The sequence below is a fragment of the Sphingomonas beigongshangi genome (assembly GCF_016820445.1).
Lineage (GTDB): Bacteria > Pseudomonadota > Alphaproteobacteria > Sphingomonadales > Sphingomonadaceae > Sphingomonas > Sphingomonas beigongshangi.
In genome coordinates this window covers 270603-283680 of the sequence record NZ_JADHDT010000005.1, presented here as the reverse complement: position 1 = coordinate 283680, position 13078 = coordinate 270603, and the positions used below count along the sequence as shown (strand labels likewise).

The following is a 13078-nucleotide window of genomic DNA, read 5'->3' as shown; positions in this document are numbered from 1 at the left end:
CGATCCAGCCTTGCCGGATCGCACGCTAGCGCCGGTCGGGCCGGCCCTTCGTCCGCAGGACCATGTCCGCGATCCATCGTCCCGGTTGGCGCAGCGGCCGCCTGAAGCGGACCAGCAGCACCATGCGCGTCGCCGCGGCATCGTTCCACACCTCATGATCGTACGTGTCGTCGAACACGACCGTCTCGCCCTCCGCCCAGCGCAGGTAGCGATCGCCGATCCGCATGCGGACGTCGCCGTCGCGCGGCACGATCAGGCCGAGATGACAGGTGACCAGCCCCTTGGTCGCGCCGCGATGCGCGGCAATGTGTGCGCCCGGGGCGAGGGTTGCGAAGCACGCGCGTTCGGCCCCCGGAATGCAGGCGACGGCGGCGGCGGTGACCGGGCATTGCGCCAGCGTCTCCCCGACGGGCTCGCCATGCCGCCAGAGCGCGACCGAGTCCGCGCCGCCCTTCGGGGACATGGCGACGCGAATCGCCTCGTCCCGGATTGCCTGCCACCGGTCGCGCAACACCGCCGTCCATCCGAAGTCACGCACGTCGAGCACGGGTGCGTTCGAGACGAGCGACGACGCCGCGATCACCCGGTCGAGCGCGGCACGCCACCATCCGCCCTCCGGCGGGCCCGCGGCGCGACCATGCGCCCGCCGCGACGCCTCGCTGCCGAAATTCTGCCGCATTGCCCGATCGTGTCGAGGCATGCCGATATTGCTTCCGCCGGCCGTCATCCTTGCACCGTCCCGTCGTCCACCCGTGCGGTTTTCCGCTGTGGGGCGGCGTGGCGCGCCGATGCGCGCCGCTCCTGTCGACAGTGGCGACTATCGGCGCACGGGGGCGAAAACATGGCGATGGCGCGGTGTCTTCTGGGTCGCGGAACCTCCGCCGGCACCACCGCTGCGCCGTCGCTTGGGGGGTGCAAGGCGCCCAGCTAGCCCTTGCACGTGCCACACGCTAAAAGGCCGGCATGGCGTTCTTCTCCCGCGCATTCGCGCCCGTACTGCTTCTCGGCCCCATCCTCGGTCTCGCCAATCCACTTGTAGGCCAGACCGCGCCTGCCACGGCCCCCTCGGTCAAGGTCGACACCTCCGCCTGGCTCTACAAGGGCAGCGACCTGCCGCCCGATCCGGCGTGGAGCTTCGGCACGCTGCCGAACGGCCTGCGCTATGCGGTGCGCAAGAACGGCGTGCCGCCGGGACAGGTGTCGATCCGCGTGCGCATCGACGCCGGCTCGCTCAACGAGACCGACACGCAGCGCGGCTATGCCCATTTCATCGAGCATCTGTCGTTCCGCGGCTCGGAATATGTCCCCGACGGCGAGGCGAAACGGGTGTGGCAGCGGTTCGGCGCCACCTTCGGTTCCGATTCCAACGCATCGACCACGCCGACGCAGACGCTCTACAAGCTCGACCTGCCCTCGGCGACGCCGCAGACGCTCGACGAAAGCCTCAAGATCCTGTCGGGCATGATGGAAAAGCCGACGCTGACCGACGCGGCGGTGGCCGCCGAGCGGCCGATCGTGCTCGCCGAACGTCGCGAGCAGCCGGGGCCGCAGGTCCGCCTCTCCGATGCGATGAACGCCTTGTTCTTCGCCGGCCAGCCGCTGGCCGACCGTTCGCCCATCGGCACGCTGAAGACGCTCGAGGCGGCGACCGGCGACAGCATCAAGGCGTTCCACGACAAATGGTACCGCCCCGAACGCGCCGTCGTCATCATCTCCGGCGACGTCGACGCCGCGACGCTCGGCCAGCTCGTCGTCAAGCATTTCGCGGATTGGAAGGGCAACGGCCCCGCCCCCGCCGATCCGGACTTCGGCCAGCCCGATCCGAAACAGCCGACCAGCGCCACGCTGGTCGAGCCGGGCCTGCCGCCGCTGGTGATGATGGGCGTCGTGCGTCCCTGGCACTTCAACAACGACACCAAGATCTTCAATCAGAAGAGGATGGTCGACACGATCGCCGCCAAGGTGATCAGCCGCCGCCTGGAACGCCGTGCGCGTGCCGGCGCCAGCTTCGTCCAGGCGAGCGTCGACCTGGACGATCGCTCCCGCTCGGCGAACATGACGACGGTGCTGATCCTGCCCGTCGGTGACAAATGGGAACAGGCGCTCAAGGACGTCCGCGCGGAGATCGCCGATGCCGAAAAGGCGCCGCCGACGCAGGCGGAGATCGACCGCGAATATGCCGATTACGAGGTCGCGATCCGCAACGGCGTCGAGACCGCCCGCGTCGAGGCGAGCGCCAAGCAGGCCGACGACATGGCCGGCGCGCTCGACATCCGCGAGACGGTGACCGCGCCTCAGAACCAGTATGACATCCTCGCCGACGCGAAGAAGGCCGGCATGTTCAATCCCGCCGCGGTCCTCGCCTCGACCAGGAAGATCTTCACCGGCGTGGCGACGCGCGCCCTCGTCAACACCCGCACCGCGGAGAAGGGCACGGCAGAAAAGCTGGCGGCCGCGCTGAAGGCGGATGTCTCGCAGCTGACCGTCAAGCGCGCCACGCAGGGGTCCGTGGATTTCAGCAAGCTGCCAGCGCTCGGCACGCCGGGGACGGTCGCGTCGCGCGAGCAGGTGCAGGGCCTGCCGCTGGAAAAGGTGACCTTCGCCAACGGCGTGCGCATGCTGCTCTTCGCCAATCCCGACGATACCGGCCGGGTGTTCGTGCGCGTGCGCTTCGGGCGCGGGTACAACGCGCTGCCCGCGGACCGCCAGTCGCTCGGCTGGTCGGGTGATCTTGCGCTGATGGAGAGCGGCATCGGCAACCTGGGCCAGGACGATCTCGACCAGTTGACCGCCGGGCGGCAGCTCGGCCTCGACTTCGATATCGACGAGGACGCCTTCTCGGTGGCCGCGCTGTCGAGCCCGAAGGATTATGCCGACGAACTGACGCTGATCGCCGCCAAGCTCGCCGCGCCGCGCTGGGACGCGGCGCCGGTGATGCGTGCCAAGGAAGCGGCGCTGACCGCGATCCCGGGCTATCAGTCGAGTGCCGACGGCGTCCTGTCGCGCGACCTGGAGGGATTGCTGCACGATGGCGATCCGCGCTGGCGGACGCCCGATGCCAAGGCGATCGAGGCGCTGACGCCCGCCGCGTTCAAGGCGTTCTGGGGCCCCCTGCTCGCCAGCGGCCCGATCGAGGTCGACGTCTTCGGCCAGATCGACCCCGACGCGGCGATCGCCGCGGTCGCGAAGAGTTTCGGCGCGCTGCCGCCGCGCACGCCGTCGACCGCCGCGACGCCGCCCGTCCGCTTCCCGGCGCACGTGGCGACGCCGGTGCTGCGCCTGCACGACGGGCCGGAGACGCAGGCGGCGGCGGTGATCGCGTGGCCGACCGGCGCCGGCATGGCCGACAGCGCCACCGCGCGGCAGCTCGAGGTGCTGGCGCAGGTGTTCAGCGACCGCCTGTTCGAGAAGATGCGTCAGGCGGCGGGCGCGAGCTACAGCCCCGGTGTGGCGAGCAGCTGGCCAAAGGGGCTGCCGGGTGGCGGCCGGTTGATGGCGATGAGTCAGGTCGCCCCCGCCAACGTGCCGCTCTTCTTCCGCCTGGCCCGCGACATCGCCGCCGACCTTGCGGCGCATCCGATCTCCGACGACGAGCTCGCGCGCGTCAAGGGACCGTTGCAGCAGCTGTACCAGCGCGCCGCGACGAGCAGCCTGTTCTGGATGCGCGAGCTGTCGGGCAGCGCCTACGACACGACGCGGCTGGACGCGACGCAGCGGATCGGGCGCGACTTCGGCGCGGTGACCCCCGCGTCGCTGCAGCAGACCGCCGCGAAATATCTGGTCCCGTCGAAGGACTGGACGCTCGCGGTGCTGCCGCGCAAGGCGGGCGGGGCCGCAGCGACGGGCAAATAGCGTCCGATCCAGCCAGGCCATGGCGGGGGCGGTGTCGGCCCTCCCCCGCCGCGGGACCATGCGATCGAGGCGTTATTGCGAGTCGGTTTCGCTTTTCGCAATTAGCGCTTCGCGATAGGGTGTGCGCATGCCTCGCAAAATCGATCTCGAAGCCCTGTGCGCGCAAAAGGGCCTGCGCATCACCGAGCAGCGCCGCGTCATCGCGCGCGTGCTGTCGGAGGCGGAGGATCATCCGGACGTGGAAAAGGTCTACGAGCGGGCCTCCGCGATCGATCCCGGCATCTCGATCGCCACCGTCTATCGCACCGTGCGTCTGTTCGAAGAGGCGGGGATCCTCGACCGCCATGACTTCGGCGACGGCCGCGCCCGCTACGAGCCCGCGCCCGAGGCGCATCACGATCATCTGATCGACGTCGAAACCGGCCGGGTGATCGAGTTCGTCGACCCCGAGGTCGAACAGCTGCAAAAGGCGATCGCGGAGCGCCTCGGCTTCCGGCTCGTCGACCATCGCATGGAACTGTACGGCGTCAGCCTCGACCGCAAGAACTGAGCCGCGGTGATGGGCGGCAACCTGCGCCTCGCCGCCCGGCTCCTCGCCCTCGTCGCCGCCCTCGCCGGGGCGCTCCTCCTGCACGGCCTCTGGCGCCTCCTCCGCCTGCCCTCGCCCTGGCCCCGGCTGTTCCTCGGCGCCAGCGCGCGCATCGTCGGCGCGCGGCTGCACGTCATCGGCACGCCCCTGCGCAGGAACGTCGTATTCCTGTCCAACCACCTCAGCTGGATAGACATACTCCTACTAGCCGCCGCAACCGGCACCACCTTCGTCGCCAAGGGTGAGCTTGCCCGTGTCCCGTTGATCGGCTGGCTATGCACGCTCAATCGCACTATCTTCGTCGCGCGGGAGGACAGGCTCGGCATCGCCGGTCAGATCGAGCGGCTCCGCCTCGCCCTCCGCCGGGGCTGGGCGGTGACGATCTTTCCCGAGGGGACGACGGGCGACGGGCGGACCCTGCTGCCGTTCAAAGCTTCGCTGCTCGCCGCGCTCGATCCGCCGCCCGCAGGCACGCGGGTCCAGCCGATCAGAATCGACTATGGCACCGCGACGGACGAACTAGCGTGGGTTGGTGACGAGCCCGGCCAATCGCACGCGCTACGGGTACTGCGTCGACGCGGCGGCTTCGACGCGACGCTGCACTGCCTGGCGGTGTTCGATCCAACAACGTGCGGCGGACGCAAGGCAATCGCTGCCGCGGCCCAAGCCGCCATCGCGGCCTCCGAATGACAGGAAAACATTCAAGATAAGGTCAAATTGATCCATTGTGGCCCAATTTTACCGATTGATAACGTTCCGCCCGTAAAACACTCCACATGCAGGCTTCTTTTTCTTTCCAACTAGCGCCGGACCGGGATCTGATCCGCATCACCATGGTCGGTTTCTTCGAAGCAGCCGATATCGCACGGTTCATGCGCGAGCGGAACGAGGCCATGACCGGCCTGGCCTGCGCGCCCAATCAGCATCTTACGCTGGTCGATATCCGCGGCATGAACATTCAATCGCAAGAGGCGGTCGCGATGTTCGCCGAGGTGTTGCGCAACCCGCAATCGCTTTCGCGCCGCATCGCTTTTGTCGTTGGGCGTTCGCTTGCCCGGTCACAGGTGATCCGTGCAGCCGGAAGTCGCGGCCGACTGTTCTTCGATATCGCACAGGCCGAAGCCTGGCTGTTCCAGGATGCGGACGCCGCCGCCGCCTGAAACGGATCCGGCTCAGCGTCCGCCGAACGTATAGCTGAGGCCGATGCCACCCGCCGGCTGGCTCCGCGATCCGAAGCGGCGCGTCACGGGTGAATCCGCGTCATCGCCGACCAGCCGGTCGTAGCGCGCGTAGGTGTAGAGGCCCCATGGACCACCGATCGCGCGGAGGAAGCCCGCGGTGACGCCCACGGCCTGCACGCCGCCACCGGGCCTGTAGACCCCCAGCCCCGAACGCGCCGCATCCCCCGCCGACACGCCGAAATAGGCGCGGTCGAACCGTGCATTGGATAGCGTCACGCGCGGACCGACCGAAAAAAGCCAGCGATCGGCGTCCCGCATCACGTAATCGGCGCTGAGACTCGCGACGAACCCTCTGTGACCACCGATTCCCTGCCGCACCTCCGTCCGCAGCCGCCAGGACGGCGACACGGCATATTGGAGCGACCCGCCAAGTTCGACCGTGCGCCCGACCGTGGGCAGCAGACCGTCGGTGTCACGCGCCAGCCGCCGCCCGACGAGGTTCAGCGCCGGCCCGATCGCGAAGCCGCCACGCTGCCACAGCGCGAAACCCGCGCTTTCGTCCGGCGCCTCGAACGCGATCGGATCGTCGCCCCGCGCCCGCGACACGTCGACCAGCGGGGACAGGCGCACCCGATCGGCGCCGGGAAAGGCGGGGACGAGTTCCGGACCGAGCGTGACGCGCGTCCGCCGCGGCCCTCCCTCGGCGGTCTGCGCCGCCGCCGGCATCGCGGATAGCGCGCCCACCGCCATCATCACCGCGACCGGACGCCAGGCCCGCCAGCGAATAGCGTCGAGACGATCGTGCATTGGCGCCTTCTCCCTGCTTGCGCGATGCTGGCGATGGGACCGCAAACCCGCTATGCGGCGGCCATGCAATTCCCCGGTGAAACTCCCGTTCCTACCCCTGCCGACACGACCGGTGCAGGCGCGCCCCGAACCTTTCACGTCAAGTCGTTCGGCTGCCAGATGAACGTCTATGACGGCGAACGCATGGCCGAACTGATGGCCGCGGATGGACTCGCTCCCACGGACGATGCGCACGCCGCCGACCTCGTCGTGCTCAACACCTGCCACATCCGCGAGAAGGCGACGGAAAAGGTGTATTCCGATATCGGCCGCCTGCGCAAGGTCGCGGGGGAGCAGGGCCGCGTGCCGATGATCGCCGTCGCTGGCTGCGTCGCCCAGGCGGAGGGCGAGGAGATCGTCCGCCGGGCAAAGGTCGATGTCGTCGTCGGCCCGCAGGCCTATCACAACCTCCCCGCGCTGGTCGCGAAGGCGGCGGCGGACGGTGCTGCGGCGCTCGACACCGACATGCCCGCCCTGTCGAAGTTCGGGGCCTTGCCGGCGCGCCGTCGGGTCGGCCCTACCGCCTTCCTGACGGTACAGGAGGGTTGCGACAAGTTCTGCACCTATTGCGTCGTGCCCTATACGCGGGGTGCGGAGATCAGCCGGCCGTTCGCGGCGATCGTCGACGAGGCGAAGGCTCTGGTCGACGCCGGCGCGCGGGAGATCACGCTGCTCGGCCAGAACGTCAACGCATGGGCCCAGGACGGCCAGGATCTCGGCGGCCTGATCCGTACGCTGGATCGCATCCCCAACCTCGCTCGCATCCGCTACACGACCAGCCATCCCAACGACATGACGCAGGGCCTGATCGACGCGCATCGCGATGTCGAAAGCCTGATGCCGTTCCTCCACCTGCCGGTTCAGGCGGGCAACGACCGTGTGCTGAAGGCGATGAACCGCAGCCACGATCGCGACTCCTATCTTCGCCTGATCGACCGTATCCGCGCCGCCCGGCCCGACATCGCGCTGTCGGGCGACTTCATCGTCGGCTTCCCCGGAGAGTCCGAGTCGGAGTTCGAGGATACGCTCAGCCTGATCGATGCCGTCGGCTACGCTCAGGCCTTCTCGTTCAAGTACAGCCCCCGCCCCGGCACGCCCGCGGCGACCATGGGCGACGACATCGCCGCCGAGGTGATGGACGAGCGGCTGCAGCGCTTGCAGGCACGGATCAACCGCGACCAGCATGGCTTCAACGCCGCCAGCGTCGGGCGTGTGTGCCAGGTCCTGGTCGAACGTCGCGGCAAGCTGCCGGGGCAGATGCTGGGCAAATCCCCGTGGTTGCAGTCCGTGCACCTGATGGCCGACGCGGCGATCGGCGACCTGGTCGACGTGGAACTGGTCGCGGCCGGTCCGAATTCGCTGTCGGGATCGGTCAGACTGCGGCAGGCCGCGTAAAACGGGGCTGTCCCAAGGCCTCGCCTGCTGTCAGACTGGAATGCGGGGGCCATGGTTCCCACATCGCCGCAACACCCCTGGCCGTCCGCCATTATGAACGGCAGGGATCACGACCGCCGAAAGGACCGCATGAGCCGCAAGCCTGTCCCCGCCCAGTCCGGTGAACGCAGCCGGGTAGAGGTCCTTTTCGACAAGCCCCAGCTGCTCAGCCTACTCTTCGGCCAATACGACCAGCATCTCGTCGCGCTGGAAAACCGTTTAGGCGTCTATATCACCGCGCGCGGCAATCGCGTCGGCCTGGAGGGAACGGCCGAACAGGTCGCGCTCGCTCGCGACGTGCTCAACGATCTCTATCAGCGGATCCAGCGCGGCGAGGAGGTTGATACCGGGCTCGTCGATGCCTCGATCGCGATGGCCGCGGAGCCGACGCTCGACGGCATCGTCAGCGCCGAACGCGGTGCCGTGCCGTCGGTGATGATCCGCACGCGCAAGAAGACGATCGTGCCCCGCACGCCGGCGCAGGCGCATTACATGCGCGAACTGACCAGCCACGACATGATCTTCGCGCTCGGCCCGGCCGGCACCGGCAAGACCTATATCGCGGTCGCGCAGGCCGTCGCGCAGCTCATCACCGGCTCGGTGCAGCGACTGATCCTTTCGCGCCCGGCCGTGGAAGCCGGCGAGAAGCTCGGCTTCCTGCCGGGCGACATGAAGGAGAAGGTCGACCCCTATCTGCGCCCCCTTTACGACGCGCTGCATGACTGCCTGCCGGCCGAGCAGGTCGAGCGACGCATCGCGAGCGGCGAGATCGAGATCGCGCCCATCGCCTTCATGCGCGGCCGCACGCTCGCGGACGCGTTCGTGATCCTCGACGAGGCGCAGAACACGACCCCCGCGCAGATGAAGATGTTCCTCACCCGCTTCGGCCAGAACAGCCGCATGGTGATCTGCGGCGACCCCAATCAGACCGACCTGCCCGGCGGGGTCGCGGCCAGTGGCCTCGCTGACGCGACCTATCGGTTGGAAGGCGTGGAAGGCATCTCGATGTGCCGCTTCACCGCCGCCGACGTGGTCCGCCACCCGATCGTCGGCCGGATCGTCGAGGCTTACGAGGGACCGGCCGGTTGAACATGGGTGCCGATGGCGCGCGACGATGCCGGTCGTGCGCTGGCGGCGCGCGCCGCGATAAACGATTTCGGTCGGAACGCTGGTCGGCCCATCGCGCATTGCCGTTCGTCCGTATATGCGCGCGCATCGACGACGCCTGCCGCCTTTCCCGCGCGACTCCTTCAGCCTGACGGACCCAGCCCGATGATCCAGATCGAACTTACCCGCGAAGATCCCTGGCCCGACGCGGACTGGGACGGCGTCGCCACGCGCGCCGCCCGTGCGGCTATCGAACGCACCCCGCACGGCGGCCTGCTGACCACCCCGGCCGCGGTGGAAATCTCGCTCCGCCTCACCGCCGACGACGAGGTGCACGCGCTCAACCGCCAGTATCGCGGCAAGGACAAGCCGACCAACGTGCTCTCCTTTCCCATGGTGCAAGCCGACCTGATCGACACGGTCAGCCAGAATTCGGACGATGGGGAACTTCTGCTCGGCGACATCGTCCTCGCGCATGGCGTCTGCGTCGCGGAGGCTGCCGAGCGGGGGATCAGCGTCACCGATCATGCCACCCATTTGATGGTGCACGGCGTCCTGCATCTGCTAGGCTATGACCATATCGAGGATGACGAGGCGGAAGGCATGGAAGAGATCGAGCGACAGGCGCTCGCCGCGCTCGGCATCGCCGATCCCTATCTGATCCAAGAGGACTGACACGAACACCGATGGCCGAAGACCGAAGTAGCGCCGCGCAGGGCGGCGAGCAGGACAGCAGCCTCTGGCGGGTGCTGAAGGGATTCATGTCGGGCGGGCGCGTGGAGGACTCGCTCCGTGCGCAGCTGGAAGAGGCGATCGACCGGCACGAGGGCGATCCGACCCCCGACGTCAAGGGCGACCTGACCCCGCTCGAGCGCCAGATGGTGCGCAACCTCCTGCATTTCGGCGAGCGGGACGCGGGCGATGTCGGCGTGCCGCGCGCGGACGTCATCGCCGTCGAGGAGCAGACCCGCTTCGACGATCTGGTGCGCATCTTCGCGGAAGCCGGCCACAGCCGCCTGCCCGTGTACCGGGGCGAACTCGATACGATCATTGGCATGGTCCACATCAAGGACGTGTTCAACATCCTGGCGACCGACGCGCCGCGGCCGGACAGCATCGCCGCGCTGATCCGCGAGCCGCTGTACGTCCCGATGTCGCGCGGTGCGCTCGACCTGCTCGCCGACATGCGCGCAAGCCATGTCCACCTCGCCGTCGTGCTCGACGAATACTCGGGCACCGAGGGGCTCGTCACGATCGAGGACCTGATCGAGGAGATCGTCGGCGACATCGCGGACGAGCATGACGAGACGCCGGAGCAGCTGCTCGTGCCGATTGACGGCGGCGCCTGGGACGTCGACGCCCGCGCCGAGCTTGAGGACGTCGCCGAGGCGATCGATCCCCGCCTGGGCGAGGCGGACAGCGACGTCGACACGGTCGGCGGCCTGGCCGCGGTCCTCGCCGGCCATGTCCCGCATGTCGGCGACTGCCTCGACCACCCCAGCGGGTGGAAGCTCGAGGTGCTCGACGCGGACGAACGGCGCATCCACCGGCTGCGCCTGCACCCACCGGTGCCCACGCCCGAGGACGCCTGATCGGCTGATCGGCTGATCGGCTGATCGGCTGTTTCGATCACAACTTTCGCGATTACACGTTTCTCCGATCAGACGGCCTGCGCTACCACCAGGCATCGCCGAGGTGGTGGCGCGCGTTGTGCTGCGCGCGACGCAGGCCCGCGACAGGAATTTTCGAGGAGAGATGCGACATGGACGCCATTACCGAAGGCAGCCCGATCAACGATCCCAAGAAGCAGCCGGCCGCGATGCGCCGCCTGCTCGGCCAGACCGCCAAGGACTGGTGGCCGGAATCGCTGTCGATCGACATCCTTCACCAGAAGGGCGTCAGCGGCAATCCGATGGGCGACGACTTCGACTATCGCTCGGAATTCCTGACGCTCGATTATGATCAGTTGAAGGCCGACCTGACCGCGCTGATGACCGACAGCCAGCCTTGGTGGCCGGCCGATTACGGGCATTACGGCCCGTTCTTCATCCGCATGGCGTGGCATTCGGCGGGCACCTATCGCACCGGCGACGGGCGCGGCGGCTCGTCCGCGGGCCAGCAGCGCTTCGCCCCGCTCAATTCCTGGCCCGACAACGGCAACCTCGACAAGGCGCGTCGCCTGCTCTGGCCGATCAAGCAGAAATACGGGCGCAAGCTGAGCTGGGCGGACCTGTTCATCCTGGCGGGCAATGTCGCGATCGAATCGATGGGTGGCCCGACCTTCGGCTTCTCCGGCGGACGCGAGGACGTGTTCGAGCCGGAAAAGGACGTCTATTGGGGCACCGAGGAGGAATGGCTCGGCCAGACGCGCATCGACGAGGAAGCGGGCCTGGCGCTCGAAAGCCCGCTCGCCGCGATCCAGCATGGCCTCATCTACGTCAATCCCGAAGGACCGGGCGGCTGCCCGATGCCGCAGGGGTCGGCGCGCGACATGCGCGAGACGTTCGCGCGCATGGGCATGAACGACGAGGAAACCGTCGCGCTGACCGCCGGCGGCCATACCTTCGGCAAGGCGCATGGCGCCGGCGATCCGAGCCATGTCGGCAAGGAGCCTGAGGGCGCCGACATCGCCAGCCAGGGACTCGGCTGGGCCTCGACGCACGAGAGCGGCATGGGTGATCACACGATCACCAGCGGACTCGAGGGCGCGTGGACACCGACGCCGACGACCTGGGACATGACCTATTTCGACATGCTCTTCGACCATGAGTACGAACTGGTGAAGAGCCCGGCCGGCGCCCATCAGTGGCAGCCCGTGGGCAATCCGGAGGACACGCTCGCCCCCGCCGCGCATACGCCGGGCAAGCGCGTGCCGACGATGATGTCGACCGCCGACATGGCGCTGAAGGTGGACCCGGCATACAACGCGATCTGCCAGAAATTCCGTGCGGACCCGGCCTATTTCGCGGACGTCTGGGCGCGCGCCTGGTACAAGCTGACCCACCGTGACATGGGGCCGAAGAGCCGCCTGATCGGCCCGGAAGTGCCGCAGGAAGAGCTGATCTGGCAGGATCCCATCCCCGCGGCCGACTATCCGCAGATCGAGGCCGAGGACATCGCCGCGCTGAAGGTGGCGATTGCGGACTCGGGCCTGTCCGTCGCCGAACTCGTCACCACCGCCTGGGCTTCTGCCGCGACATGGCGCGGGTCGGATCATCGCGGCGGCGCGAACGGCGCACGCATCCGCCTCGCGCCCCAGAAGGACTGGGAGGTCAACAATCCGGAGCAGCTAGCCAAGGTCCTTCAGGTATATGAGGGCATCAAGGCCGATTTCGACGGGAAGGGTGACCGGAAGGTCTCGATCGCCGACCTCATCGTGCTCGGCGGTTCTGTCGGTATCGAGCAGGCGGCGAAAGCTGCCGGACATGCTCTGGAAGTGCCCTTCACCCCCGGTCGTACGGATGCGTCGGCCGAGCAGACCGACGCCGACAGCTTCGACGTGCTCGAGCCGAAGGCCGATGCCTTCCGCAACTATCTGCAGGTCAAGTTCAACGTGCCGACCGAGGAGCTGATGATCGACCGGGCGCAGCTGCTCGGCCTGTCCGCGCCGGAGATGACGGTGCTGGTCGGCGGTCTGCGCGTCCTCGGCGCCAACCACCCGAAGGCGGCGCGGCACGGCGTCTTCACCGATCGGCCCGGCCAACTGACCAACGACTTCTTCGTCAACCTGCTCGACATGGGCACGGCATGGAAGCAGGTGAGCGACGAGAGCGACGAGGAGTTCGTCGGCACCGACAGGCATACGCACGAACAGAAGTGGACCGCCTCGCGCACCGATCTGGTGTTCGGCTCCAACTCGCAGCTGCGTGCGATCGCCGAGGTCTATGCGTGTGACGATGCGAAGGCGATGTTCGCCGACCATTTCGTCAAGGCATGGACGAAGGTGATGAACGCCGACCGGTACGACCTCAGGGTCTGATCGTCTCCGCCGGGGCCCGCTCCGGCCGGCAGCACGCCCGCTTCACCCTCCCCTGCCCCGAAGCGGGCGACGAGGCCGCCGACAGCGATG

At 68.2% G+C, this 13078-nt stretch carries 11 protein-coding genes; 9 read left to right on the top strand and 2 right to left on the bottom strand.

Features of this window, described 5'->3' with window-relative positions:
* Positions 1-25: 25 nt before the first annotated feature.
* Positions 26-700: an aspartyl/asparaginyl beta-hydroxylase domain-containing protein gene (locus tag IQ292_RS11060; protein ID WP_203310361.1), complete on the bottom strand. Its 675-nt coding sequence runs from the start codon at positions 698-700 to the stop codon at positions 26-28.
* A 263-nt stretch (positions 701-963) separates the two neighbouring features.
* Here IQ292_RS11060 and IQ292_RS11055 point away from each other — a divergent pair, with 263 nt between their 5' ends.
* The 4 genes from IQ292_RS11055 (at position 964) to IQ292_RS11040 (ending at position 5601) form a co-directional block, all read left to right on the top strand.
* Positions 964-3852: a M16 family metallopeptidase gene (locus IQ292_RS11055; RefSeq protein ID WP_203310360.1), complete on the top strand. Its 2889-nt coding sequence runs from the start codon at positions 964-966 to the stop codon at positions 3850-3852.
* Positions 3853-3979: 127 nt separating this feature from the next.
* Entirely contained in the window at positions 3980-4402 is a 423-nt protein-coding gene (locus tag IQ292_RS11050) for a Fur family transcriptional regulator (RefSeq protein ID WP_203310359.1), read from the top strand.
* Positions 4403-4411: 9 nt separating this feature from the next.
* Positions 4412-5131 carry a lysophospholipid acyltransferase family protein gene (locus IQ292_RS11045; RefSeq protein ID WP_203310358.1) on the top strand — a complete coding sequence of 240 codons (720 nt, stop codon included), beginning with the start codon at positions 4412-4414 and terminating at the stop codon, positions 5129-5131.
* Positions 5132-5217: 86 nt separating this feature from the next.
* Entirely contained in the window at positions 5218-5601 is a 384-nt protein-coding gene (locus IQ292_RS11040; RefSeq protein ID WP_203310357.1) for a hypothetical protein, read from the top strand.
* Positions 5602-5613: 12 nt separating this feature from the next.
* Here the strand turns inward: IQ292_RS11040 and IQ292_RS11035 are convergent, their stop codons facing one another.
* Positions 5614-6429 carry a MipA/OmpV family protein gene (locus IQ292_RS11035; protein ID WP_203310356.1) on the bottom strand — a complete coding sequence of 272 codons (816 nt, stop codon included), beginning with the start codon at positions 6427-6429 and terminating at the stop codon, positions 5614-5616.
* A gap of 63 nt (positions 6430-6492) precedes the next feature.
* Between IQ292_RS11035 and miaB the strand changes: the two genes are divergently transcribed.
* From miaB to katG, 5 genes are all read left to right on the top strand, one after another.
* On the top strand, positions 6493-7863 hold the full coding sequence (gene miaB / locus IQ292_RS11030) for a tRNA (N6-isopentenyl adenosine(37)-C2)-methylthiotransferase MiaB (RefSeq protein WP_203310355.1): 1371 nt from the start codon (positions 6493-6495) through the stop codon (positions 7861-7863).
* Positions 7864-7992: 129 nt separating this feature from the next.
* Positions 7993-8991, top strand: a complete 999-nt coding sequence (locus tag IQ292_RS11025; RefSeq protein ID WP_203310354.1) for a PhoH family protein — start codon at positions 7993-7995, stop codon at positions 8989-8991.
* A gap of 183 nt (positions 8992-9174) precedes the next feature.
* Positions 9175-9684, top strand: coding sequence for an rRNA maturation RNase YbeY (gene ybeY, locus IQ292_RS11020; protein ID WP_203310353.1), 510 nt, complete (start codon positions 9175-9177; stop codon positions 9682-9684).
* An 11-nt stretch (positions 9685-9695) separates the two neighbouring features.
* Positions 9696-10601, top strand: a complete 906-nt coding sequence (locus IQ292_RS11015; protein WP_203310352.1) for a hemolysin family protein — start codon at positions 9696-9698, stop codon at positions 10599-10601.
* A 170-nt stretch (positions 10602-10771) separates the two neighbouring features.
* Positions 10772-12988: a catalase/peroxidase HPI gene (gene katG, locus IQ292_RS11010; protein ID WP_203310351.1), complete on the top strand. Its 2217-nt coding sequence runs from the start codon at positions 10772-10774 to the stop codon at positions 12986-12988.
* Positions 12989-13078 lie beyond the last annotated feature (90 nt).

What these genes read in the sequence shown, in the direction of transcription:
- IQ292_RS11060 (WP_203310361.1), bottom strand. Translation starts at nt 700, where the DNA reads ATGCCTCGACACGATCGGGCAATGCGGCAGAATTTCGGCAGCGAGGCG.
- IQ292_RS11055 (WP_203310360.1), top strand. Translation starts at nt 964, where the DNA reads ATGGCGTTCTTCTCCCGCGCATTCGCGCCCGTACTGCTTCTCGGCCCC.
- IQ292_RS11050 (WP_203310359.1), top strand. Translation starts at nt 3,980, where the DNA reads ATGCCTCGCAAAATCGATCTCGAAGCCCTGTGCGCGCAAAAGGGCCTG.
- IQ292_RS11045 (WP_203310358.1), top strand. Translation starts at nt 4,412, where the DNA reads ATGGGCGGCAACCTGCGCCTCGCCGCCCGGCTCCTCGCCCTCGTCGCC.
- IQ292_RS11040 (WP_203310357.1), top strand. Translation starts at nt 5,218, where the DNA reads ATGCAGGCTTCTTTTTCTTTCCAACTAGCGCCGGACCGGGATCTGATC.
- IQ292_RS11035 (WP_203310356.1), bottom strand. Translation starts at nt 6,429, where the DNA reads ATGCACGATCGTCTCGACGCTATTCGCTGGCGGGCCTGGCGTCCGGTC.
- miaB (WP_203310355.1), top strand. Translation starts at nt 6,493, where the DNA reads ATGCAATTCCCCGGTGAAACTCCCGTTCCTACCCCTGCCGACACGACC.
- IQ292_RS11025 (WP_203310354.1), top strand. Translation starts at nt 7,993, where the DNA reads ATGAGCCGCAAGCCTGTCCCCGCCCAGTCCGGTGAACGCAGCCGGGTA.
- ybeY (WP_203310353.1), top strand. Translation starts at nt 9,175, where the DNA reads ATGATCCAGATCGAACTTACCCGCGAAGATCCCTGGCCCGACGCGGAC.
- IQ292_RS11015 (WP_203310352.1), top strand. Translation starts at nt 9,696, where the DNA reads ATGGCCGAAGACCGAAGTAGCGCCGCGCAGGGCGGCGAGCAGGACAGC.
- katG (WP_203310351.1), top strand. Translation starts at nt 10,772, where the DNA reads ATGGACGCCATTACCGAAGGCAGCCCGATCAACGATCCCAAGAAGCAG.